Raw genomic sequence first — 24,409 nt, forward strand, 5'->3', positions numbered from 1 at the left:
CCCCTCGCAGAGGTTCTGCGTTCAGGAATGTAGAAATTAAGACTGAAAAAAAGACTGAGGGCGGTTGGCTCGAATTTCAAAACTATTCAAATAACCCACCGGATCGCTAGGATCGAATGCCTTTTTATCAATGAAAAGTTCTGCAGGTTCCACTTGGTAATCCTCCTTCGGACAATCGATACCCATTTCGGCAACAATCTTGCGGTAGAGGTCTGTTCTCCAAGCTTTTTTAGCTGATTCCTCAGCATTTTTTGGTACTTCTTTAATCTGTCCCCAGCGAGCGGCTTGAGTCATCAACCACAGACTCTGAGACTGCCACATAAATGTTGAATGATTTCCCGGTATTTGAGGCAAATTCTTAGGAATGTCATAGAAAATAGTTGCATCTTCCGATTGTAGGGTGCGGTCTTTTCCGTCAAACCCTCCATAGTTGTAGTCACCAACTATTGCCGGTCGCGTAAATTTGTCGATCGCCCCTTTTTTCGGTTTCGCCCCCGTAAACGATCGCTCAGTCAGCAGCGCCGATATTTCATTGCGATTTTCCGGGTTGCTGCAATACTGACAAGCTTCCACCATTGCCTTAACCAGCGAGTAATAAGTCTTCGGATTTTCATCAATGAATGATTCCATTACTCCCAAAAGGCGATCGGGATGTCCCAGCCAAACTTCCTTGCCTTGCACGAAGGTAAAACCCACTCCCAAATTGCCTTGAATTGCCCGCGTATTCCAAGGTTCGGCCACCATGTAAGCCTGCATCGCGCCAATCCTGATGTTCGTTACCATCTGCGGCGGCGGCACAATAATTACCCGAAATTCTTTGAACGGATCGACACCGGCAGCCGCAGATATGTAGCGCACAAAGTATTCGTAAATCGCAGAACTCAGAACCACTGCCCAAACCCTGTTTTCCGGTGACTGACTGTCAAAAAAGGCTCGAAATTGTTTGCCAAATTCTTCCAAATTGCCGTTGTATTCGTGCCACGGGCGCAAACCGAAATCCCACATAGCTTTGTTCATCGTCATGGCGTTGCCGTGGCGGTGAATTGTCATTGCTGCGCACAGGGGTGCGTGGCGCGCTCCTTCGGCGCCAATTCGAGCGTTTGTGACGGCGCCGGATACGACTGGGGAGGCGTCGAGGCGGCCGAAGATTACGCCGTCGCGGGAGGTTGCCCAGCTTGCTTCGCGGTTGAGTTGGACGTTTAAACCGTATTTGCGGAAAAAGCCTTTTTTCCAGGCGATCGCAAATGGTGCACAATCGTTAACCGGCACGTATCCTACTGTTAAATTTGGTTTTTCTAAGGTTCGGGAATCGACGACCGGCTTTACGGCTTCGGCTTCTTCTGTGAGTCCTTTTGCCGATCGATCCGCGCTAATTGCACAACCAGATAAAGCCATTCCCGCCGCCGCCGCTCCCATTCCTTGCAAAAACTCTCGGCGGTTCCATTCATTGGAAAACTTGTCACTCATACAATTTTAGATTTTAGATTTTAGATTTTAGATTTGAAGTTGTAGTTGTAGGGTGCGTCGCCACCAACCATCACAAACAAAAATCGACCATTGATGAGCGACGCACCTTAAAGTTGACAGTTGATAGTTAACTGTTCGCTGCTGACTAATGACTGATGACTAATGACTGATGACTAATGATTAATGACCGATCGATGCGTTACCAATTCTTGAACTTTGTCAACAGCAGCGTCGAGCAACAGTCCAGTTAAGCCAATTACAAACACCGCTAAAAATACCGAACTCAGGTTCAAACGACTCCATTCATCCCAGACAAAAAAGCCAATTCCCACACCGCCTGTCAGCATTTCCACCGCCACAATCACCAGCCAAGCAATCCCCAAACTAATCCGCAAACCTGTAAAAATGTATGGCAAACTCGCCGGCCAAATTATCTTGGTAATCCGCCTCCAGCGCGGCATTTCCAACACTCGCGCCACATCCAGATAATCCTGGGAAACGCTAGAAACTCCCAAAGCTGTGTTGATAATTGTCGGCCACAAAGACGTGATGAATATGACAAAAATTGCCGACGGCTCTGCTAAATTAAAAATCGATAAAGCTATCGGCAGCCAAGCTAGCGGCGACACCGGTTTGAAGATTTGAACCAGCGGATTGAGCGCCATCATTGCCGGTTTCGACATCCCGATCAGAAATCCCACGGGAATCGCAACTGCTGCACCCAGGAAAAATCCCACCAACACCCTGCGCAAACTCGCTAGCAGCAGCCAGCCAATGCCTAAATCTCCAGGCCCGCGCTGATAAAATGGATGGAATATGTAATCTAAATTAGCTATTAACGCCTGATACGGAGTGGGAATCAAATCGCTGTTGAAGCTGGCAACAATCCACCACACACCAAGAATTCCCAAAAAACCCGCAGCAGGTAACAAAACAGCATCTCGGATGACAACGGGTTTTACACGCTTCCACGTTGCAACTCCTGCAAGTGCGATCGCAGATAAATTAAGCTGTACGGACATTTCAATCTCCTTCAGAGTCAGGGCAGGTACAAGAATCTTGAACAATACCAACCTGAGACACTGACGAAGCCAAACTATCTTTTTCAGAAATTTGGCTTTTCAGTCTCTTCTCAATGCCTGCGAAGTTAGCTGACGGGCTAGGACTGAGAGATGTCCTTCTCTAGAGATTTCAAAATCAAAAATTACACTCAAATTTGGCAATTTTTAACTTTGCTTGATAATTCTGTAGAGATTCGCCCCGAAAATTGGTTCCTCCGCTCCAGCCACACGCTTGGTTCGATCGCGCAGTGCTGGATTAGGCTTGACTTTTTAAGCCAATTTATTTAACTTAAGCTAGCACGAGCGTATAATTATGTCAATACGTCTTTAGGAGTAGCTATTTGCGGCGAAGCTAAAAAGTTGAGTGAAAATTCAAAAAGTTAATTATTAAACTAACCTAGAGATATAAAATGCGATCGCTCACTTGATTTATATCTAAGAGCCATGATAGATTTTAGCCAAGCGCTACAAGATAAAATTGATATAATTACCGAAAACTGGATCGAAGCTGTTCGGGGCGACGAGGAAATCGAAACCGCCAAGCAACTCACCTACGATTCCGTGCGCGACAGCCTTCCCATCGTACTGCAAGCGATCGTAACTATCCTGTCCCAATCAGAAGACAGCGACATTCCGACAGTCGTAGAACAAAGTTTAGAACACGGGACTGTCAGGGCAAAACAAGGCTACGATGCCGAAGAAATTGCGCGGGAATACCGGTTGCTGCGGAGGGTAATTTTCGAGGCTATAGAGCCCGAATTGCTAAAAGGCTCAGCCGCTGAAGTGAACCGAGCTTATCGCTTAATTGACAATGTGCTCGACGAAGCAATTGCTATATGTTTCAAAACCTATACCCAGGCAAGATTCCAAGAACTACAGGATTTGCAAAACCAATTGCAACTTACAAATCAAGAGCTGACTCGCTTGCTTCGCGCCAGTCAAGAGAATGTATCTCACTTAGCTCACGAATTGAAAACTCCCCTCACCTCTATTATTGGCTACTCAGAATTGTTTTTGCGCCAAAGAAACAATCCTAGTGTTAAAGATTCTGTTCTCAATTTGGCACATATTGATAAAGTCCTCAACAACGGCAGACGGTTACTTAGATTAATTAACGATACTCTCGAAATCTCGCGGTACGAAGCGGGACGCATAAAATTGCAGCTAACTGCCACAAATGTGCGATCGGCGATCGGCACTGTTGTCGAAATAATCGAGCCTTTGGCGAAAGCCAAAAATTTAGAGATCGCCGTTGAGTGCGATCCAGTTCTCGATCGAGTTATGACAGATTACTTGCGCTTGCAGCAAATTATCACCAACTTGACGAGCAACGCCATTCGCTACACCCAAGCTGGTACTATTACCATAAAAACCGAATTATTGTCAGACAAACATTGGAGTATCTCCATCACCGATACAGGAACTGGCATTGCTTCAGAAGACTGCGATCGGATTTTTCTGCCATTTTTTCGGGCCGACAACTCCCTGGGTTCTTTGATGCCGGACAGTACCGGCTTAGGGCTAGCAATTGTCGCTCGATTAGTCAACCTCTTGCAAGGTAAAATCGAATTAGTTTCTGAAGTAGGAGTTGGCTCTTCCTTCACTGTAATTTTTCCCTTAGAATTGGATGGAGTTGAGATTCAGGAATAACTTCAACCTCTATATTTAGACTGCAACCTAAGCACCTTACATATTCTTTAGTTCTCTAGCAACAAAACTAATGACTAATAACTAATGACTAATGACCGAAAGCATCCAGGATACAAGCCCCCGGATTCATCCGTCTAGAAATAAAAAACCTGTATCCGATGAAACTTGCCCCCCGAATTTATCCGTGGGGTCAATGCTTCAATCTAAAATCTAAAATCTAAAATCTAAAATCGATTGACTTCTTCAAATTAGAAACCGAATAGTTACATAAACAGCCGCAGCCACCAATTGCAACGCCATCACAGGAAGCCCGTAACGCAGAAAAGTTTGAAAAGAAATTCGCCGCCCGTACTGTTCAGAAATTCCTGCCGCCACTATATTAGAAGAAGCTCCTACCAAAGTACCATTTCCGCCTAAAGTTGCCCCGTACATCATCGCGTAAAACAAGGGCAGCACAGCAGGTGGAAACTGCCCTGCAAAATCCGGTGCCAACACCTCGGCAGGTGCGAGCCCGACATTGACAACATACTGTTTTAGCAGCGGCACCATCGCCACTACCAGCGGAATATTTGGCACAACGCTCGACATCAAACCCACAAAAAATAACAAAGCTAGGGAACCAACAAAAATATTTTTACCTAAAATTACTGCTAATATTCCAGACATATTGGCGATGACTCCGGTTTTTTCCAAACCGCCAATCAGCACAAAGATAGACATAAAAAATAGCAGCGTGCTCCAATCTAAATCCCGCAAAATATTGTTAACCGAATCAATTTGGGAATGGTGAGCTAACAGCATTGCCAAAGCAGCCCCCAACAAAGCAACCGCTGCCGGTGAAATAGGCACCGGCATCGACTCTCCTATTACAAAAAATGTCAGCACGAAAGCTATAATTAAACCGCCCACTGCTAAGACTCGCGGGTGATTAATTTTTGGGTGCGGCAAATTTTCCAAATCATCTAATTTTTTGTTCCAAATTTCTCGGAACATCCAAGGCAGAATAACTAATATAACTGCTAAGGCGATCGCCCCGCCCAAACTTAACTTTACCAGGTAATCTGCAAAGCTTATGTTAATAGCATCGCCGACAATGAATGTCGCCGGATCGCCTACGATTGTCAGCAGTCCCGAACTGTTAGCCACAAATACCATTAAAATTAGCAGCGGCACGAAATCTACACCGACTTCTTGTGCCATTGGCGGAATTAATGGTGCTAGCAGCATGACTGTCGTGGCATTGGGCAAAACTGCACAAATTGGCGTAGTAATCCCGACAATACCCAGCAAGAGATTTTTGCCTTTGCCTTTTGCCAAAAGCACCATTTGAGTTGCCAAGTAGTCGAATACTTTGGTAGGCTCAAAGGCTCTCACCATTACCATGACTCCGAAGAATAAGCCCAGCGTTGCGTGACTTCGACTGATATATTCGATCGCGTCGTTTAACGTCATTACATGGGTAAAAACCAGCATCAGCGCTCCCAGAAATGCCGCAACTGTTAGGTGTATCCATTCTGTAATTATTAAGAAAACTACACCGATAAATGTTGCCGCAGCGATCGCAGCTTGCACGTTTTCCATTTAGTCCCCTGCAAAAATTAAAAATTAAGAATTAAAAATTATCGGTTTGAGGGATTATACTACTTTATGGCTTTTCTGTCAATAAGTTTAAGTGCTGGTTTTGGTAGCAACAAGCTGGGAACGAGCACTCGACAGAGATCCGGCACAGGAAAAAAATCACCTCAAAACTACTTCTTTTGGCAGGGTCGCGATCGCCCAAAGTTTGGTATGACGATCGGGCGATCGCTCAACTACAATGAAGCATGGGCAATATCTGCCAAACTCAACCCCCACGCAGAAATCATGGACTATAGCCAAGTGCTCGCCGAAAAAACCGATACTATCCTCAAAAACTGGATGGAAGCAGTACGCTTGGATCGGAAAATTGAAACCGCTGACACCTTACCGCACTCAGCGATCGAAAATCACATACCTTACCTGCTGGCGGCGATGACGACAGTGCTCTCGCAATATCAAAACAGCGACATAAAATTAATGATTGAAGCCAGTTTAGATCACGGATTAATCAGAGCCGAACAAGGCTACGACGCCGCAGAAGTAGCCCGCGAATACCATTTATTGCGTCAAGTAATATTCTCCCACTTAGAAGCGGAATTGCTAGCAGGAAGCGTCGCAGACGTATTCAGAGCTTTTCGGCTGATAGATGCCGTACTAGACGAAGCAATTGCCCAGTGTTTCAACAGCTACGTCGCTCAGAGGCTGCGGGAAATTCAACAAATCCAAACTCAGTTAAAACTCACCAATCAAGAACTCAAGCGCCTAGTCAGTGTCAATCAAGAAAACATCTACCATTTAGCTCACGAACTCAAAACTCCTCTCAACTCAATTATCGGTTATTCCGAACTGTTTTTGCGCCAAGAAAAATGGCAAGCGGAAATCAAAGATAGCCTCCCCGGCGCCGAACACATCGAGCGAGTATTGCGCAACGGCAGACAGTTGCTGGGCATGATTAATGACACACTAGAACTTTCTCGCGCCAATGCCGGAAAAATTAAACTTAACCTGCAGCGAACTAATGTACAATCTCTAATTAACACCGCAGTAGAAATGATGCAGCCAATTGCTGATGCTAAAGAACTCAAGCTCTTTGTTACCAGCGACTGCGCCCCAACACAAGTAATCGCCGACGGACAGCGGCTGCAACAAATTCTGATCAACCTGCTGAGCAATGCCATTCGCTATACAAAATCTGGTAGCATTGAATTAAGTTGCCGCCGTGCTGGAGAAGCAAATTGGGCGATCGCAATTACAGATACCGGCATGGGCATCGCCCCCGAAGATACAAGCCGCATCTTTGATCCCTTCTTTCAAGCAGGAGAAGCCGGCAAACAGCTCTTTCCCACCGAAAGCACAGGCCTGGGATTAGCAATAGTATCGCAGCTCGTCACGCTGCTGCAAGGCAAAATCGAGCTAGTATCAGAAATAGGAGTCGGCTCAACTTTTACCGTGATTCTGCCCCTAGAAGTTAAAATCCTTCAACAAGTAAGCTAAACATTAAGTTCTAATTTTTACATCCGAAAATCCTATGCCCGCAGCCAACCTTAGCCCTTCCACCACAGCCTTTCCCCTCACCGCCGTAGTCGGGCAAGAAGCAATCAAATTAGCCCTGCTGTTAGCAGCAGTCGATCCCGGATTGGGAGGAGTTGCGATCGCAGGCCGCCGCGGCACAGCAAAATCAGTAATGGCCCGCGCCTTGCACTCCTTACTGCCGCCCATTGAAATTGTTAAAGACTCTTTTTGCAACGCCGAACCTACTGAAAATATTGAACAAAAGGCATCTTCTCTATTGGAAGAAAGCGGGCAAGATGCCCACACTACCGATACTAATTCGCCAAATACAGAAATAATTCCCACACCATTCATTCAAATTCCTTTGGGTGTCACCGAAGACAGACTCTTAGGTTCCGTCGATGTCGAACAATCAGTAAAATTCGGCCAAACCGTATTTCAACCAGGACTCTTAGCCCAAGCAAATCGAGGCGTACTTTATGTAGATGAAATTAACCTCCTCGATGACAATATTTCCAACCAATTGCTAACAGTATTAACCGAAGGACGCAACCAAATAGAACGCGAAGGTATTAGCTTCCAACACCCCTGCAAACCTCTATTTATCGCCACTTACAACCCCGAAGAAGGGCCGCTCCGAGAACATTTGCTCGATCGAATTGCGATCGTACTTTCAGCCGACGCAGCACTCGAATTAGAAGAAAGAGTCTATGCAGTAGAACAAGCTTTATCTTACTCCAGCTCCCCCCAAGAATTCCTCAATCAATACAGCGAAGATACCGACAACCTCAAAACCCAAATCATCCTAGCCAGAGAATGGCTCAAAGATGTCAGCATTAAACGCGAACAAATTGCCTACCTAGTAGAAGAAGCCATCCGCGGCGGCGTTCAAGGACACCGCGCCGAAATATTCGCAGTCCGCGTCGCCAAAGCCGCCGCAGCCATCGAGGGACGCACAGAAGTTAACGCCGAAGACCTGCGCCGCGCCGTAGAATTAGTCATCGTACCCCGCGCCACCATCATCCAAACTCCCCCAGACGAAAACTCTCCTCCTCCTCCCCCCCCACCGCCTCCCCAAAAGCAGTCAGAACAAGAACAAGACGAACCAGAAAACGAGCAAGAAGACGAAGAAGACCAAGAGGATGAAGACAACCCGGAACCTGAAGAAGAACCAGAAAAAGATACCATTCCCGAAGAATTTCTCTTCGACCCCGAAGGAGTAATTCTTGACCCCAGCGTGCTTTTCTTCGCCCAAGCCGCCAACCGCCAAGGCAAATCCGGCAGCAGAAGCACCATTTTCTCCGAAGATAGAGGCCGTTACGTCAAGCCAGTATTGCCCAAAGGCCCCGTCCGCCGCATCGCCGTTGACGCCACCCTCAGAGCCGCCGCACCCTACCAAAAAGCCCGCCGCGACAGGAATTCTCACCCCCCCCAAGCTGCGGGGGGGCAACAGGCGAGTCAACCCCCCGGGCAAGGGGGGGTTGAGCGCCGTGTATTTGTGGAACAGGGAGACATTCGGGCGAAGCGCTTGGCCAGAAAAGCTGGAGCTTTAGTCGTATTTGTCGTCGATGCTTCCGGTTCGATGGCGCTCAACCGGATGCAGTCGGCCAAAGGTGCAGTCATGCAGCTACTCACAGAAGCTTATCAAAGCCGCGACCAAGTTGCTCTGATTCCCTTTCGCGGAGAACAAGCAGAAGTGCTGCTACCGCCGACTCGCTCGATAGCCTTGGCCCGCAAGCGTTTGGAACGGTTGCCCTGCGGCGGCGGTTCCCCCCTGGCCCACGGTTTGACTCAAGCCGTCCGCGTCGGAGTCAACGCGCGGCAGTCTGGAGATGTCGGTCAAGTTGCGATTGTCGCCATTACCGACGGACGCGGTAATATTCCTTTGGCTCGTTCTTTGGGCGAACCGATTGTAGATGGAGAAAAGCCGGATATTAAGAAGGAATTGTTAGAAATTGCTGCGAAAATTCGCGGTTTGGGAATGCAGTTGCTGGTGATTGATACCGAGAGCAAGTTTATTTCGACTGGCTTTGCGAAGGAGTTGGCCAAGACTTCTGGGGGGAAATACTATCACTTGCCGAAAGCTACTGAACAGTCGATCGCAGCTATGACTAAAAATGCTCTGCGCGACGCGATCGGCTAAAATTCTTAAATCGAGATTCCACCCGCATTTATGGACACGGGCCTCACGCCTGTGTTACCTCTGCGGTTAACAATCAAACACTCGGATTTTGGCAAAAAGTCTAATTTTTAACTCTCACTCTCCGGCGAGTCACCGCCAGCGAACCCGCAATTAAACCCAACCCTACCACGGTCGAAGGCTCAGGAATTCTTACGGGCAGAGGCACCGGCGTTACGGTTCCCGGGCTAGGGCTTGGAGAAGTTGTACCTTCGCGGAGTTGACTGATTTGAGCCAGCAACAAATTTTCTGAACCCTGCCGTGAAGCAGCGGTAGAAACGGCTTGGACATTAGCTGCAAGGGCAGCTTGACTGCCTGAAATCACAGCGGCGGCAGCCAATAAAATTCCGGCGGCAGTTGGCAATAATTTGCTAGGAAAAAAGGTGGGCATTGGACATTACCTGTTTAGCATTTTGTCGATCGAACTCGATCTCTCGATCGTTAATTTTTTGGGCCTTCCCTGTCTGAGCTACCTTAGCAACTAACCCAAGCTATTTGAGATTTTAGATTTTAGATTGTTGGGGTTTCCTGTCCCTAGTTTCAACTAAGCCCCAAATCAAAAACCTAAAATCAACTGCGGCCCCTGCTTCTAGCATAGAGTCCTCAATCCCAAATCGTAAATCCCAAATCCAAAATTGATTGATCTCGCCTATCTGCGATTCCATCCACTCTCAGCTTGCCCCTCCCGCAGATAGCGCCGGCCCTTGAACCTTAATTATAGCTCTGCAGCGACGCGCAACGGTGCGTGAGGGCAACACGGCACAGACTTGTACGCAGTCAATTATAAACAATCGATCCCTGCTTTGGAGTGATTTCACCCCCGTTCTTTATCAAATCTTTAAACTCTTTCAGGTTTTGCAAACAAACTGTAAAGCTGTCAAAATATAGATAGCAATTCTCAGCCAAAATTAGGTAAATCCTCGTGAGTAACACAAGCAATTTTCGCGAAGCCGTGCGCGAGGCGAAAAACCACGCCCTCGTAGGCCCCAACGTCATCTCCAACGCTCTCCCCTTCGTGGGCGGCGGACTCGTCTTAACTGCTGTCGGCGCCTACGGCGGCCTCGGAGTGATCCGCAACTATCCCGGGATATTCTTTCCCACCTTCATCGCCGCGATCGTAGTAGAATTAATTCTGTTCTTCGTCGCCCGCGGTGCCGCCGAACAAGGCAACAAAAATACCGCTTTGCCCCTGCTGGCAACCTACAGCCTGCTTTCGGGCTACACCCTCAGCGGATTGGTATTTACAGCCCTCAGAACCCAAGGCGTCGGCATCTCCGGGATCGGTTTTGCAGCACTCGGCTGCGGCATTACCTTTATCGCCGCCCGCCAAATTGGCTCCAACTTGTCCGAAACAGACGGCATGGCCCTCACCAAAACTATCAGTTTAGGTGTCATTGCTTTGTTCGTCGTCGTTGTCGGTCAGGTTCTGCTCTCTGTATTTGGCATCTACACCCCAACTTGGTTGGAAATTGGCATTTCCGGCATCGGCGTATTTCTGTTCGCCGGCGCTGCGATCGTCGATTTTTACATATTACCCCGCAGCTACCGCGACGACCAGTATTTGCCCGCCGCTCTGTCGATGTACTTGACCTACATCAACTTGTTCATCTTTATTCTGCGCCTGCTGATTGCTATCAACAGCCGCGATTAATAATTGAAACTTTAGCTTAAAAAAAACCGCGGCTCGATCGATATCCGGCCGCGGTTTTTGATTAAGATTGCGAATCAAGATAGTCCTCATTGCGTCCTCTGTCTATGATAAAAAAAAATTATATTATGTTCCAAGCCTGCAGACATGAGGTATAATGTTACTTTTTAATCACTCAATCAAAGCTCTTGTTATCTAATTCTGTCGATCGCGATTTCAATATTAATCACAAATTAATTGGGGAAAACTCATGTACTTAAAATATGAAGATATCAGGAGAGTCAGCGTAGAAATTACCTCCAGGTGCAATGCAGCTTGCCCCCAGTGTCCCCGCACCGGCAACCCGATTTTGCCGGGGGCGGAATTAAAGATGGAGGATATTGAGAGAATTTTCCCACAAGAGTTTTGCTCTCAGTTGGATTTGGTTTATATGTGCGGCAACTACGGCGATGCTATGACTAGCAATACTACAATTCCGGCGATCGAATATTTGCACCGCATGGGAGTTCCTCATATCTCCCTGTACACCAACGGTAGCGGACGCAATCCAGACTGGTGGCAAGCCCTGGCAAAGGCGATGACAGGAGAACACGATCGCGTAATTTTTAGTATCGACGGGTTGGCTGATACTAACAGCATCTACCGCCAAAATACCAACTGGGACAGGATAATGCAGTCGGTTAATGCCTTTATCCAAGCTGGCGGAAAAGCTGTATGGCACTACTTGATATTTGAACACAACCAGCACCAAGTAGAAGCAGCACGGGATTTAGCCCAACAATTAGGATTTGTCGAGTTTGTACCGAAAGCTACCTCTCGTTTTGTGGCGAAAGAGATTTATGACAAAGAGTCCGCCAATCAACAGCCTCAGAAGGCAGAAAACTCTCAGGTAGATGCTAAGAGCGATCGCCCAAACCAACCAGCAACAGCTAATGTAGCAGCCCCTCAGCATCAAGAACAGGCCGCGCTTCAGTTCCACCGACAAGCTGAGGAATGCTTGAAACAAGGGCAACTGTCAGATGCGATCGCAGCCAGCCAACAAGCCCTAAAAATTCAACCTAATTTTGCAGCAGCCTGGAAAACTTTAGGCAATGCTGTTCAAGGTTTGGGGAAGATGCAAGCAGCAGCAGACTGTTACGCCAAAGCCCTAAAAATTCAGCCTAATTTTCCCGAAGTTTATGCTAATGTAGGCAGTCTTTATGCTCAACAGCAACAGTGGCAGCCAGCTAGTGCTTATTACCAAAAGGCGATCGAGCTTAAACCCAATTTTGCCGGAGCTTATCGCAATTTAGCTAAAGTGTTGACGCAGTTGGGGCAACCAGAAAAAGCAAATTATGCTTGGTATCAAGCTATAGCTATCGAAACCTCTCAAGCACCAGAAACAACTCCTTCTGTCCCATCAAAGCCAGCCAGCGAAGAACTCCAACCCCCATCGTTAGAACAATATAAAAATCCCCAGGGAGACCAATTTCTCCAAGCTGTAGAAACATTTGGTAGCCTAAACAATTACTACCGTAATGTAGAAATTAGCTGTCAAACTCAAGCCACCAAAGAAATTTTCATCAGTTTTGAAGCGGAACTCTGGCCTTGCTGTTGGGTAAGCCATACTAAATACGCTGTTTATAACCACACTTACAGACCGCAAATGCTGGCTTTAATTGAAAAGTACGGAAATGGTTTTAATTCTCTCAGAACTCAATCGGTGAAAGATGCGATCGCCAGAGATTGGTTTCGCGAAGACCTCACAAAAAGTTTTTCCTGTTCTAAAAGGTTGGACGTATGCGCTCACGAATGCGGTAAAACTTTCAATTCAACAGGTTCGCAGTATATCTAAGAAGGAAGGCACGACACGGATTTGCACACGGATACACAGATTAATTGCTGAAATGTCGAAATTTCAGCTAAACTCAAAAATACACCCCACAACTAGGAGAACTCACAGTGGAAGTTCTAGACATCAAACACAATATCGAAACTTTGTCCGATCGCCTAACGGGCCTACAAGACTGTCTTTAGCTCAGCATTAACCGCCGAAAGCCAAAAGTTACAACAGCTAGCAGCACAGCCGGAATCTGGCAAAAGCATCAATACAGGCGAACGGCTACTTCAAGAACTAGAGGCACTCCAATCCTACCAGGCAAAACTCAACCAGTGCCAAACAATTTTGGCAGATGCTACAGCAGCACTGGAGTTACTCGAATTTCAAGCAGACGAGGAATTAGAGCAAGAACTTCAAACTAATTTAGCTCAACTCAACTGCTCTCTCGAAGAGTGTGAATTAGAGCAATCCTTGAGCGGGCCGTGCGACAAAAATGGAGCCTACCTGATAATTAATGCAGCAATAGATGACTTAGATGCTCGAGAATGGGCAGAAATGTTGCTGACAATGTACTATCGTTGGGGACAGAACCAAGGCTATAGAGTTGCGTTAGTTGAAGATTTCGTATCGACGACATATATAGGAATTAATTCTGCAACTTTGGCAAGAGCAGAAGTTAAGTCTGCAACTGTGGCAATAGACGGACGTTGCGCTTACGGCTATCTAAAGTCAGAAACAGGAGTGCATCTACTGAAACGTACATCGCCTTTTGATATTACCAGAAAGCGCGCTAGTCCAGCGACGGTGGAAGTTGTACCAATGTATGTGGAAGAGGAGATTCCACAGCAGGATTTAGAAATAATGTGGCCTTCCCCCCACCAGACTTCGATTATCCGACCTTACGTGAAGATTATTCATCTTCCTACGGGTATTTCTGCAATATCTAATCAGGATCGGGTGCAACGGAAAAATAGAGAAAACGCTTTGGCGGTTCTCACCAGCAAACTGTTTGCTATTATGCAAAGGCAAGAAGTTGCAGAAATTGCAGACATTCGGTGCGATCGCCTAAAAATACTCCTTAACCAACCAATTCGGGAATATCAATTTGCCAGCGACAGCGCGAATCCGGGCAAAGTTCTGGATCTCCGTACAGGAATCCAAACAACAGCCGTCGCCGAGGTGCTCGACGGCAAACTTGACTCATTTATCAAAGCTGGTGTGCTGCTGAAAAATTGATTTGCACATTTAGAGCAAAATTTCAGCTAAACTCAAAAATACACCCCACAACTAGGAGAACTCACAGTGGAAGTTCTAGATATCAAACACAATATCGAAACATTGTCCGATCGACTGGGTACAACCCAGGACTATCTTTGACATCCCTGCACTTACAGCCAAAATTCAAGACTTAGAGCAAATCTGCGCCCAACCAGCATTTTGGGACGACCAAGATCGAGCTCAAGAAACCCTCCAAGAACTTAATGACTTCAAATCTCATTTAGACCAATACCGCGGCTGGCAAACGAGCTTGGAAGATGCTAAAGCTATTTTAGAACTGCTGGAGTTAGAAGCCGACGAGTCCCTGTTCCAAGAAGCCTCATCGAGTCTTTCTCAGTTAACCCGCGAGCTCGACCAGTGGGAACTGCAACAATTACTATCGGGACCCTACGATGAAGGCGGCGCTGTTTTGACGATTAACGCCGGGGCCGGCGGCACAGATGCTCAAGATTGGGCCGAAATGCTGCTGCGGATGTACACCCGCTGGGGGGAAAGTCAAGGTTACAAAGTACATTTAATGGAAATTTCCGAGGGAGAGGAAGCAGGTGTTAAATCGGCTTCTTTGGAAATTGTCGGCCGTTACGCTTACGGTTATATGCGATCGGAAAAAGGCACTCACCGCTTGGTCAGAATTTCGCCTTTTAATGCTAACGACAAGCGTCAAACCAGTTTTGCTGGCGTTGAAGTGATGCCAGTTCTCGATCGATCCGTCAAGTTGGACATTCCCGAAAAGGATTTGGAAATCACGACTTCCCGCGCTGGTGGCAAGGGCGGGCAAAACGTTAACAAGGTAGAAACCGCAGTCCGCATCGTTCACCTTCCTACTGGCTTGGCCGTCCGCTGCACAGAAGAACGCAGTCAGTTGCAAAATAAGGAAAAAGCTCTGGCATTACTCAAGGCTAGACTGTTGGTGATTGCTAAGGAACAGCGGGCTTCGGAAATTGCCGAGATTCGCGGCGACATGGTGGAGGCGGCTTGGGGCAACCAAATTCGCAATTACGTTTTTCACCCATACCAAATGGTCAAGGATTTGCGTACAGGAGTCGAAACAACGGCCATCGAAGATGTGATGAACGGCGAATTAGACCCGTTTATTCAAGCTTACCTGCGGCAGGAAAATCAGTTGATAGCCCAAACCGATTCAACCGCGCGAATATAATTCGCGCTTTGACATACAAAGTCCGCCTGCGCGGACTAAAGAATCAAGAGCGGTGATGGCAGCGGATTTGGTATAATTTTGGGGTTTTGGCCGATCGCCCGACCTTCAACAGGTCGCGCGGTCAAAAACCTTGATATGATAAAACTTGATCTGACAAACACTAAGGAGAAATAATGACCCAAGTTGTAATAGGCGAAAATGAAGGGATTGAGTCAGCCCTGCGACGGTTTAAGCGACAAGTTTCCAAAGCGGGTATTTTCCCCGACATGAGAAAGCACCGCCACTTTGAAACCCCGTTGGAAAAGCAGAAGCGCAAAGCTATTGCCAGAAGGACTAAGAGACGCTTTCACCGCAACAACAAACCCTAGAATTATTAGCACTAAATTGATTCGGCAGATATAATGCCTTGCGATTCTAGTACCGCAGCGACTCGGAGAATCACCGCTTCGCTGTAGGGAGCACCAATAATTTGTACCCCCAAGGGCAAAGCGCCGGGCCGCTGTACGGGCACGCAAAGAACGGGCAAGCCAATAAATGATAGGGGTTGGGTGAACAGTCCGAGATTGGGACGCACTAAGATTTCTTGTCCGGCTATTACCATTTTCTCGACGCCAATTTCAGGGGCAGCTATCGGGGTTGCGGGTGCGAGGATGATGTCTGTGTGTTGGAATATTTCGCGAATTCGATCGCGGTACCACTGTCTGAATCTCTGGGCTTGCAAGTACCAAGTCGCAGGGATCAGGGTTCCCGCTAAAAAGCGATCGCGCGTCGCCGGATCGAAGTCTTGAGGGCGCGATCGTAAATTGTCCAAATGCAAGTTTCCCCCCTCGCAAGCGGTAATGATAAATGCCGCAGCCCGGGCGCGATCGGATTCCGGTATGCTGACAGTTGCAAGCCCCCCTATTTTTGGGGGGTTTGTTGTTTTTTCTGTTTGACCACAATCCAAGACATTTGTCAAGGCTTTAGCGACTCTTTCTACAGCATCCATTGCTTCCGGTTCGGCCCCTGTGGCGAAATACCCGTCAGCAACAGCAATTCTCAATCCTTCGATGCCTTGATTTAACTGCGACGAACAAAGTTCTGGCGGGCGTTGAGTGCAAACAGGGTCACGAGAATCAGGGCCTTGCAGGATATCGTACAGCAGCGCCATATCTCTGATCGATCGCCCAAACGGCCCCACACAATCCAAACTACCCGAAAATAAATAAGCGCCAGCCCTGGACAAACGGCCGTAAGTAGGCTTAAACCCAAAGACACCGCACAAAGCAGCCGGTACGCGGATGGAACCGTTAGTATCAGAACCGAGAGTGATGGGTACAAAACCGGCGGCGACTGCTGCTGCGGAACCGCCGCTGGAACCGCCGGCGATGCGCGCAGTATCGCGGGGATTGCGAGTCGGCCCGTAGTGGCTGTTTTCGGTGACGAAACCGTAGGCGTACTCATCCATGTTTAGCGTACCCACGAGTACAGCCCCGGCTTGTTTTAGTCGGGCGACCACAGCCGCGTCCTGGGTAGCCGGAGGATTGTCAGCGTTGATTTTTGACCCAGCTAGGGTGGTAATTCCGCCGATATCGAACAGGTTTTTGACAGCGAAGGGAACGCCTGCTAAAGGGCCTGGGTTTTGGTTATTTGCGATCGAATTATCTATATTTTCGGCTGCTGCGAGTGCGCTTGATGCAGTGATTGCAGTAAAGCAATTGAGGACGTTATCTCGATCGGCAATTCGTTCTAATGCCGCAGTCACAACCGCTGTCGCTGTAATTTTACCACTTTTAACCGCTGATGCTGTGGCGACTGCATCCGCTTGTGCTAAAAATTTACGTTCATCTGCGTTCATCTGCGGTTAAAAATCAGGGTTCAAACACTGGCGCAGCTTCGATTTCGTGGGGCAGGGGGAATTCAGTAACGAGTTGGGCGATCGCAGCTATTCTCTCGAAGTTTACCACAACACCGGGGCGGTGTTCCGGGTCTAAGGGTAAGTTTATCAGTTCAGCGGTGCGATCGACATATTCTTCTATATTTGTCATTAATCCATCCCAAACAACATCAGCGTTCATCCGCGTACATCTGCCCTCATCTGCGGTTAAAAAGCTAAGGTTCAGATATAGGTGCGATCGATTATTGTATTGTAATCGCGATCGGGCAGTCAGTTATTATTGCTCAGTTTTTTGTATTCCTCGGATTGTCTGATATCATCTAAAGGTGATATAGATTCATTTGGTATATCGGGACTGAATTCTATACATATATCAAGAACAGCTTTATTATACTTTTTATAATCATCATTTTCGTAATATGAATTTACGACTTTTGCCTGCATTCTCAATTTTCCTTCCTGCCATCCTCCAGAACCCACTTTGAGAAGTTTACAATTTACTGCTTTTATACATTTCCATTGAATCTCACTGCAGATAAAACCTCCAGAATCAAATGAGATAGTGCTTAAGTCCGATTTAATATCAGTACGTTCTTGAGAAAGACCACCCTTATAACTAGGTTTTTCGTGATAACTTCTTAAAAACTTTTCCTGAAATTGTTGACTCATTAAAACCTTAAATTTGCCCACTGTAAATGTATTATTGTTGTCGAATAACAAAACCTCATCATCGCGGTCTAGTGGTTGAAATTTATCACTCATAAAATTAGATTCTGTCATGTATCTTTAAATCTCATCCCTGTAGAACCAGGAGTTACAAATGTTCCCGTGGGAGTGTCGCCCCTAGGAATACAACTATCTTAACCTTTTTTATGTCTGCTTGTTTAGCAGATTTCATGAACTCAGCCCGGTTCGATGTTTGTTCCCAACTCAAGCACTGACAGTTTCCCGCAACTTCTCAACGGCAACACCCAGCGGAGGCAAAGTAAAATCCTCAGCATCCATTAATTCCTTAACCTTCTCAAAAATCTCAACCTCCGCCTCTTCCTGATCCGTTAGTTTATCATAAAAACAAGGGTCAGTAAACCACTGCTCAAAAGCAAACCTTAACACCCCATTCGGGTCAAGCATAAACTGCCAATACTTAGAAACTCGGTTATCAACTACTTCAAACAGCGGTGCCGGAGTCTGTATGGGATAATAGCTGTAATTATCATCACAAATATAGTACCAAACTATTCCCTGCCACGATCGGATTGCATAAACAACATATTCCTTGCCAACAGTCAACGGCAATTCAACCTTTTTCGTATAACCTCTTGCCGGATCGATATAATTTTCCGGCAGAACTTCCCCAGTATTAGCAATACAGCGAACAATCATAACTTGTCTACCTATAAATTCTTAGGTGCTATTTTAGGATATTGTCGTTTAAATTTTAATTCAACTTGTTGGAAAATTTTTGCATTTTCAAACCAGTGCACTTGTACGGAAGCTCCATTAATTACAAAAGCCTGAATGCTAGTTATTTTGTACCAGTCTTCGGGATTACCTCCATAGAGGGCAACCAGTCTGGAAACATCCCCTAGTATATCGTCAGGGCCGCCCTGAATTGCTCTAAAATTACCAGCCTTAGCATCTTGCAACAGAAGTTGCTCCTGCAAATTTCTGGGACTCTCATTGGGAATAGCACCTTGATTCACAATTTAACAGCTTCAAATATTGTTTGTCACATACCATAAAAACTAATTTTAGCAGGTGCAGTTTCCGCCAATAACTTACCCCGCGAAATCACATACCGAACCGCAGCGCGCCTCCTAATTGCATCATAACAATCCTCAGCATCCAACACAATCAAATTTGCAGGTTTACCCACATCTATCCCATAATTCTCATCTCCCAAATTGAGAGTTTTAGCACCCTTGACAGTCACCATATCAAAACAAGCTGCAATCTCAGCCATTCCCGTCATCTGACAAACATGAACCGCCATATGAGCGACATCCAACATATTTCCCGTACCTAAACTATACCAAGGATCTTGCACGCAGTCGTGGCCAAAACTCACATTCAATCCCTGCTGCCACAACTCCTTAACTCGCGTCACACCACGGCGTTTGGGATAAGTATCAGCGCGGCCTTGCAGGGTGATATTAATTAAAGGATTGGCGATGAAATTAATTCCAGATTTGGCCAAACTTCCCATCAGCTTAAAAGCATAAGCATTGTTATAAGAACCGAAAGCCGTCGTGTGGCTAGCTGTCACCCGCGAACCAGCCCCGCTTCTAATCGCACAAGCTGCTACAACTTCCAAAAATCTCGACTGTTCATCATCGATTTCATCGCAGTGAACATCTATTAATCTATTGTATTTTTCAGCAAGCTCAAAAATTCGCTCAACCGACTTCACCCCATCTTCCCGCGTCAACTCATAATGCGGAATCCCCCCCACAGCATCCGCACCCATATCCAAAGATTTCTCTAAAAGTTTGTCATTTTCTGGACTTCCGTAAATCCCGTCTTGGGGAAAAGCCACAACTTGCAGAGTCATCCAATCTTTGACTTGTTCTCGAACTTCTAAAAGTCCTTGCAAAGCTGTCAGCGTCGGTTCGCTAACATCAGCGTGACTCCTGACAAACAAAATCCCTTGAGACGCTTGCAGCCTTAAAGTTTCAACAGCCCGTTTTTTGACATCTTCCAGAGTTAAACTTTGCTTACGTTCCCCCCAAATTTGAATTCCCTCGAACAAAGTGCCGCTTTGATTCCATCGCGGTTCCCCCGCAGTCAAAGCCGAATCGAGATGAATGTGCGACTCCACAAAAGGAGGACTGACTAATTTGCCTTGAATGTCGATTTCGGATTCTCCCAATTCGGGAATCTGCGGCGCTACGGCGGCTATTTTGTCCCCATCTATGGCGATATCCACTGTTTGACTGTCGATCGCACCTAACAAACGACATTCGCGCAGAACAATGCTATACTTTTGCTCAGGCATGACAATTGCACCTATTTTAACACTTGTAAACTTTATACTTCCTAGTGGCGATTCAGCTTAGTGAGGCAAAAAAAATTCCCTCCTTCTCCTCCTCTGCGTCCTCTGCGCCCTCTGCGGTTAAAAAATATTACTCAAAAAACCAACCTATAACAATAATCACCCAGAAAAAAGCGCAACTACAAATCGCAATATCAAACAATCTCAAACTCCAGATTGTGATTTTTCACAAAATCAAAGGTAAAATGGTCAACCACATTAGTATCGCTCAATTCCAAATTGTAAAAATCAACAAAATCCGCATCAAAATACGGCCCAGCGTGCCAAGTCCCCACATCTAACTTAATAAAACAATTGCCCGGAATCCGAAAAGCAGCCATATCCTCTAAACTCGGTTTATCGCTATCCCCAGGAGGCGCAACCGCTATCAACCAATCCTTCCCCTCCAAAGAACCCAAACACTGAGTACATTCAACGTGCCGTGTAATTTTGCCAAACTTGCGACCTTTGTTTTGCAGCCGCATAATGTAAAATCTAGGAATGCCTTTTTGCAAGTTTAACTGAGCTTCCTCAGCATCGAAAGACTTGCCATCAACAGCCGCAAAGATAACTTGACCGTAACTCCGAAAATTCTCCGGTGTCACGAATTTTGCGGACAACTGCTTAGTCGAAAGTGATTCATTCATAAATCCCAACATCCCTAGCTTTCTCCGTCATAAATATTCTAATATAAATAGTAAGATCACTTAATTTTTACACAGGGTACAGCCAGGAATAGGCTTTTATACTTGTTCCACAAAAAACTTAATTGATTTACTGCCAAAGCGCTACAGACATTACCTATCTTCTGCTTCCTCTTGTTTCTCTTCCTACCCTTCGGGAACGGCTTCGCCGAACGTGTTCTTAGCGTCTTTGCGGTTGGTTAAAAAAATATTAATTAAGTCCGATCGCCCAAATTACCCTTACAATCAAAATCAGCACACTGCTGCAAAAAACGAGCCGGAATATCAGGCCGAGCACCCCAATGCAAATGCAAATAAGAAGCGTGCACCTGACAAACTCCCCAACCTTCAGCAACCGCTTCAACTTCCCCCCGTTTCCCATACCTCCAACTGTGATAAACTGGATTACTCGGTTCCACAGTTAAATGCGATCGATGAAACTCATGTCCCCAAACCCGATCGAGAGCAGTTAACACCGAACTATCCCTCACCGCCACAGCTTCTCGGTATCCCAGCGTCAACCGCTTTCCCATCGCAGCAGCAGTTTCCAAAACTCCCACGCCTGGCCAAAAATTGCCATCGAAGTCTACAATAGAATCACACAAATACATCAAACCGCCGCACTCCGCATAAGTCGGCATTCCCGAAAAAATCGCACTTCTTACTGCATCCCGAATTAAAATATTACCGCTCAATTTTTGAGCAAAAACTTCGGGAAAACCGCCACCAAAATATAACCCTCGCACATTGTCAGGAAAAACAGCATCATCAAGCGGACTCCAAAATACCAACTCCGCACCCAACTCTTCCAACAAATCAAGATTATCCTGATAGTAAAAATTAAAAGCCCGATCGCGCGCAACTGCAATCCTCACTCCAAATTGTTTTCCCAAAGAGTTGACAACATCATCTTTTTGAGCTTCAATTCCTGAAGGGAGACTGTGCCTATCCAAAAGTTGCTCTGACCCCTCACCCCCCCCCATTCGAGTTGCAGCCAACAAAGGCAAAAGTTGCTCCCAGTCAAAACTAACAGCAGCCAAATCAGCCAGTTTATCGATCGCAGCATGAAGATTCGGCAACTCCTCAGCAGGAATCAAACCCAAATGTCGATCGGGAATAGTAACAGCCTCATCCCTACGCAAAACCCCCAAAATAGGTAAATTGAGCGGTTTTAGAGCATCTTGAAGCAACTCCAAATGTCGATCGCTCGCCACCCGATTCAGCACCAAACCAGCGAATTTAAGGTTAGGGTTAAAAGAACGAAAACCGTGGGCGATCGCAGCCACAGAACCAGAGAGCCTGCTGCAATCTATCACAAACAATACCGGCAAATTCAGCAAATGAGCAACATGAGCCGTAGAAGCAAAGGAAATAGAATAGTGTTGTTTTCCTTCTGGCTTGCTTAAATCCGTTAAATCCTTTACATCGTTTACATCTCGTACAACCGTTGCCGAACTTCTATCCGTTACGAAATCCGTTGCCGAACTTTCTGCTTCTTTCTTCCGAGAAACCCCATCAAATAGTCCCATCACCCCTTCAACTAAGGCATAATCGACATCTTGAATGTGACGAGAAAAACACTTTTTTACATAAGATTCAGACGTTAATACCGGGTCTAAATTCCGACAGGGGCGACCAGTAACAAATGCGTGAAACATCGGGTCAATGTAATCGGGACCAACCTTAAAAGATTGAACATTCAAGCCGCGGCGGATTAAATAAGCTAAAAGGGCGATCGTTACAGTAGTCTTTCCCGCACCGCTGCGTTCGCCAGCAATTACTAAAGCCATAGTTCTAAATTATTTACAAAAAATACATATTTAACTAACCGCGAAGACGCGAAGGGCGCGAAGGAAGAATGAGAAGAATAGTGGTAATTTCGTGGCTTTTGGGAAGTAATTTAGAGTTGGGAGTCAAAGAACATTATTAATTCAAAACTCATAGCTTCTAACTCACAACTTCCAAAAAAGTAGGGCAGACATTGCCTGCCCCACTGAATATTAACTCAATCCTTCTTCCTTCTTCCTTCTTCCCTCTTCCTTCTTCCCTCTTCCTTCTTCCCTCTTCCTTCTTTTTACCGCTTAGCTAACTTCAGTATTTGAGCCGTCACTGCCAAACTTTCTTCGTAAAGCACATCTCGGCCCCAACTCTGCAAGTGCTGGCCCAGCAACTGTTCCGTCACCTGATCGAACAGAGGACTCACCTGGTTAAACCGATCGGTTTGAGCGCCACCCTTCGTTTCCATCCGCATACAGCCGCCCACTTCCGAACACAGAACCGTACCGCAGTCAGCTTTTTCGTTCGTAGAACTCAAACGCAGAGCAATCAAATCGCCCGGGACATCGCCCGTATCAGCAGTAGGAATAGCAGCCAACTCCGCTTCTACAAACCGTTCGTCCGGTCCTGCGAATTTAATTCGCTTGATTTGGTAATCGCCCTCTTCCTGTTTGAAAGCAACAGGACGCCACTGAAGCCGGCTCGCCAGCCAACCCAAATACATCAGCGCTTGCGTAGAATTGTCCTGTTCGTAATCGATCGTCACCCGATCGATTTCCCGAATCGCAGCGCGGCGTTCCGGGGCGTCAAAAGCCTCAGCAGCCAACTCTTGCCACGCGGCCAGCCGGCGCCAATTGAGATCCGCGATCGGAATTCCATCTTCCATCAGACTTTGCATCAACAGCAATTCCGCTTCACACTCGGCAAAGCTGCTAGAGTCAACAATCACAGAACTGCTAATTGTCGCCAGCCGCTGGAACAAAACTCGATCGGCATCAGGATTCGCTTTCCACCACAGCAGCGTCGGCAAATTGGCGATCGTCAGCGCCGTCACGATGCCGCTCACACGTTCCAAAGCAGCTTCCGTACCCCGCAGCGTAATGTACTCGCAGCAGATCAGATTGCCAGTGGTGCGCTGGTGAACCGGACAATAAGCAGCCACTTGAGCCTGTACGCCCGTATCTTCCCCCGCCGTCGGGCACAGAGCAATAATCCGGCAGGGATTGGCAGCCACGATCGCATCAGCCACGCCCGAACCCCCGGAACCCAAACCACTCGAGCCCATCTCCTCGCCTTTTGAATTTTTGCGAGCCACTTCTTCCCGCAAAGTCGCCAGCAATTCAGCGTTAGGTTTGCCAGTTCTCGGCAGCCCGTAAGCTTTTTGAGCCGCCCTGATGCTAGAGGCCGTCATCGGCCCGGTAATACCGTCCACCGGCCCGTCGTAAAAGCCCAGATCCGCTAATAACCGCTGAGTTTCTTCGGGTTCGTAGACTATAAAAGTAAAAGTTGTTGCCCTACTAGCGATCGGAACATCGCCCTTTGACCCTGATTCTCTGTAACTTTCCCAAATTTGACTCAATTCGGCCTCTATTTGGTCGAGCGACACATCTTTAGGATTTTGCAGCGAAACCAGAGGCGGAGCTTTAATCGGTGTCATCGTCATCGGTTTTTTCTCCTTTGTCAGTTTTTAGT

Annotated in this window: 20 protein-coding genes, 1 pseudogene and 1 riboswitch; of the genes and pseudogenes, 8 read left to right on the forward strand and 13 right to left on the reverse strand. The window is 46.8% G+C overall.

Annotation, left to right across the window (positions count from 1 at the left end):
* Positions 1-36: 36 nt before the first annotated feature.
* Positions 37-1,467, reverse strand: coding sequence for an ABC transporter substrate-binding protein (locus QUA54_RS01990; RefSeq protein ID WP_333412853.1), 1,431 nt, complete (start codon positions 1,465-1,467; stop codon positions 37-39).
* A 173-nt stretch (positions 1,468-1,640) separates the two neighbouring features.
* Positions 1,641-2,489: a nitrate ABC transporter permease gene (ntrB, locus tag QUA54_RS01995; protein WP_333412855.1), complete on the reverse strand. Its 849-nt coding sequence runs from the start codon at positions 2,487-2,489 to the stop codon at positions 1,641-1,643.
* Positions 2,490-2,588: 99 nt separating this feature from the next.
* A riboswitch (cyclic di-AMP (ydaO/yuaA leader) is annotated at positions 2,589-2,801 on the reverse strand.
* A 171-nt stretch (positions 2,802-2,972) separates the two neighbouring features.
* On the opposite strand from ntrB, the gene QUA54_RS02000 reads away from it, so the two are divergent.
* Positions 2,973-4,178, forward strand: coding sequence for a sensor histidine kinase (locus tag QUA54_RS02000; RefSeq protein ID WP_333412857.1), 1,206 nt, complete (start codon positions 2,973-2,975; stop codon positions 4,176-4,178).
* Between the two features lie 243 nt (positions 4,179-4,421).
* Here QUA54_RS02000 and QUA54_RS02005 read toward each other — a convergent pair whose 3' ends face one another.
* Positions 4,422-5,759 carry an ArsB/NhaD family transporter gene (locus QUA54_RS02005; RefSeq protein WP_333412859.1) on the reverse strand — a complete coding sequence of 446 codons (1,338 nt, stop codon included), beginning with the start codon at positions 5,757-5,759 and terminating at the stop codon, positions 4,422-4,424.
* Positions 5,760-5,825: 66 nt separating this feature from the next.
* Here QUA54_RS02005 and QUA54_RS02010 point away from each other — a divergent pair, with 66 nt between their 5' ends.
* Positions 5,826-7,250: a HAMP domain-containing sensor histidine kinase gene (locus QUA54_RS02010; protein ID WP_333412861.1), complete on the forward strand. Its 1,425-nt coding sequence runs from the start codon at positions 5,826-5,828 to the stop codon at positions 7,248-7,250.
* 34 nt (positions 7,251-7,284) lie between these two features.
* Positions 7,285-9,411, forward strand: a complete 2,127-nt coding sequence (gene bchD / locus QUA54_RS02015) for a magnesium chelatase ATPase subunit D (protein ID WP_333412863.1) — start codon at positions 7,285-7,287, stop codon at positions 9,409-9,411.
* Between the two features lie 100 nt (positions 9,412-9,511).
* On the opposite strand, the gene QUA54_RS02020 is transcribed toward bchD, so the two are convergent.
* Positions 9,512-9,838, reverse strand: coding sequence for a PEP-CTERM sorting domain-containing protein (locus QUA54_RS02020; RefSeq protein WP_333412865.1), 327 nt, complete (start codon positions 9,836-9,838; stop codon positions 9,512-9,514).
* A gap of 531 nt (positions 9,839-10,369) precedes the next feature.
* Here QUA54_RS02020 and QUA54_RS02025 point away from each other — a divergent pair.
* From QUA54_RS02025 to rpsU, 5 genes and pseudogenes are all read left to right on the forward strand, one after another.
* Positions 10,370-11,098: a Bax inhibitor-1 family protein gene (locus QUA54_RS02025; protein WP_172191479.1), complete on the forward strand. Its 729-nt coding sequence runs from the start codon at positions 10,370-10,372 to the stop codon at positions 11,096-11,098.
* A 247-nt stretch (positions 11,099-11,345) separates the two neighbouring features.
* On the forward strand, positions 11,346-12,929 hold the full coding sequence (locus QUA54_RS02030; RefSeq protein ID WP_333412867.1) for a tetratricopeptide repeat protein: 1,584 nt from the start codon (positions 11,346-11,348) through the stop codon (positions 12,927-12,929).
* 204 nt (positions 12,930-13,133) lie between these two features.
* Positions 13,134-14,150, forward strand: a pseudogene (locus tag QUA54_RS02035) (PCRF domain-containing protein); the annotation flags it as partial.
* A gap of 66 nt (positions 14,151-14,216) precedes the next feature.
* Positions 14,217-15,351 (forward strand): peptide chain release factor 2 gene (gene prfB, locus QUA54_RS02040; protein ID WP_333201802.1). Its coding sequence is split into 2 segments (ribosomal slippage): positions 14,217-14,288 and positions 14,290-15,351, totalling 1,134 coding nucleotides; the frame shifts between segments, so codons are not numbered across the junction.
* Between the two features lie 173 nt (positions 15,352-15,524).
* Positions 15,525-15,719 (forward strand): 30S ribosomal protein S21, encoded by a 195-nt coding sequence (rpsU, locus tag QUA54_RS02045; protein WP_006632476.1) that lies wholly within the window; start codon positions 15,525-15,527, stop codon positions 15,717-15,719.
* A gap of 11 nt (positions 15,720-15,730) precedes the next feature.
* On the opposite strand, the gene QUA54_RS02050 is transcribed toward rpsU, so the two are convergent.
* The 9 genes from QUA54_RS02050 to opcA all read right to left on the reverse strand — a co-directional run bounded on the left by QUA54_RS02050 (position 15,731) and on the right by opcA (position 24,380).
* Positions 15,731-17,188 carry an AtzE family amidohydrolase gene (locus QUA54_RS02050; RefSeq protein ID WP_333412869.1) on the reverse strand — a complete coding sequence of 486 codons (1,458 nt, stop codon included), beginning with the start codon at positions 17,186-17,188 and terminating at the stop codon, positions 15,731-15,733.
* 13 nt (positions 17,189-17,201) lie between these two features.
* Positions 17,202-17,378, reverse strand: a complete 177-nt coding sequence (locus QUA54_RS02055; RefSeq protein ID WP_333413039.1) for a DUF4089 domain-containing protein — start codon at positions 17,376-17,378, stop codon at positions 17,202-17,204.
* Positions 17,379-17,497: 119 nt separating this feature from the next.
* The gene (locus QUA54_RS02060; protein ID WP_333412871.1) at positions 17,498-18,007 is read right to left on the reverse strand and encodes a KGK domain-containing protein; all 510 of its coding nucleotides are present in this window, start codon (positions 18,005-18,007) and stop codon (positions 17,498-17,500) included.
* Positions 18,008-18,157: 150 nt separating this feature from the next.
* On the reverse strand, positions 18,158-18,610 hold the full coding sequence (locus tag QUA54_RS02065) for a hypothetical protein (RefSeq protein WP_333412873.1): 453 nt from the start codon (positions 18,608-18,610) through the stop codon (positions 18,158-18,160).
* A gap of 11 nt (positions 18,611-18,621) precedes the next feature.
* Positions 18,622-18,873 carry a hypothetical protein gene (locus tag QUA54_RS02070; protein WP_333412874.1) on the reverse strand — a complete coding sequence of 84 codons (252 nt, stop codon included), beginning with the start codon at positions 18,871-18,873 and terminating at the stop codon, positions 18,622-18,624.
* Between the two features lie 83 nt (positions 18,874-18,956).
* Positions 18,957-20,222 carry a cytosine deaminase gene (gene codA / locus QUA54_RS02075; protein WP_333412876.1) on the reverse strand — a complete coding sequence of 422 codons (1,266 nt, stop codon included), beginning with the start codon at positions 20,220-20,222 and terminating at the stop codon, positions 18,957-18,959.
* Between the two features lie 191 nt (positions 20,223-20,413).
* Positions 20,414-20,905: an ureidoglycolate lyase gene (locus tag QUA54_RS02080; protein WP_333412878.1), complete on the reverse strand. Its 492-nt coding sequence runs from the start codon at positions 20,903-20,905 to the stop codon at positions 20,414-20,416.
* 251 nt (positions 20,906-21,156) lie between these two features.
* Positions 21,157-22,731 (reverse strand): cobyrinate a,c-diamide synthase, encoded by a 1,575-nt coding sequence (locus QUA54_RS02085; protein ID WP_333412879.1) that lies wholly within the window; start codon positions 22,729-22,731, stop codon positions 21,157-21,159.
* Positions 22,732-23,015: 284 nt separating this feature from the next.
* On the reverse strand, positions 23,016-24,380 hold the full coding sequence (gene opcA / locus QUA54_RS02090; protein WP_333412881.1) for a glucose-6-phosphate dehydrogenase assembly protein OpcA: 1,365 nt from the start codon (positions 24,378-24,380) through the stop codon (positions 23,016-23,018).
* Between the last annotated feature and the right edge of the window lie 29 nt (positions 24,381-24,409).

The organism is Microcoleus sp. MOSTC5, assembly GCF_036701825.1.
GTDB lineage: Bacteria > Cyanobacteriota > Cyanobacteriia > Cyanobacteriales > Microcoleaceae > Microcoleus > Microcoleus asticus.